At 46.8% G+C, this 579-nt stretch carries 2 protein-coding genes; one reads left to right on the top strand and one right to left on the bottom strand.

From position 1 onward, the window contains the following. Positions 1 to 348, top strand: a 348-nt coding sequence (locus R7Z50_RS29460) for a DNA gyrase C-terminal beta-propeller domain-containing protein (protein WP_318150010.1), incomplete at its 5' end; no start/stop codon positions are given. Between the two features lie 42 nt (positions 349 to 390). Here the strand turns inward: R7Z50_RS29460 and R7Z50_RS29455 are convergent. After that, a partial coding sequence (locus R7Z50_RS29455; protein WP_318150009.1) for a PDZ domain-containing protein occupies positions 391 to 579 on the bottom strand: 189 nt, incomplete at its 5' end.

The raw sequence follows: 579 nt of genomic DNA, 5'->3' as shown, positions 1-579 counted from the left end.
GATGAGATTCTAGCGATTACCAACCAAGGGCGTATGTTGTTGTTCCCAATTAAAGACTTGCCGCAATTAGCGAAAGGTAAAGGTAACAAGATTATCAACATCCCAGCAGCTAAAGCGAAAGAGCGTGAAGAAGTGTTGTCCCACTTAATCGCGTTGCCGCAAGGTGCTTCTTTAACCTTGTACGCTGGTAAGCGCAAGCTAGGTTTGAAACCTGCTGATCTTGAGAACTTCCGTGGTGAGCGTGGTCGCCGAGGTAGTCTGCTGCCAAGAGGCTTACAGAGAGTGACGCGAATCGACGTTGAGCTTGGTGAGTCGAGCTGCACTGAAGAATCGAGCGAAAGCGAATAAAACGAATAGAAACAAAAATCCCAGCCATTGGCTGGGATTTTGTTATGCTTCTTGTTTGTCTTCGGCGATAGTGACTTTTAGAGTCATTTCCTTGCCTTTACGAATGATACCAACGTCGACAGAAGTGCCTGGGCGTAAATCCGTCACGATATCCATCTCGCTTTGACGGCCCTGAACTTTATTGCCATCGATACTGATAATGATGTCTTGCTTTTCAAAGCCTGCGGCACT

The organism is Vibrio sp. 1249-1 (assembly GCF_033340495.1).
Note: the sequence above shows the minus strand (reverse complement) of the source record. Positions and strands in the feature narration are given on the sequence as shown.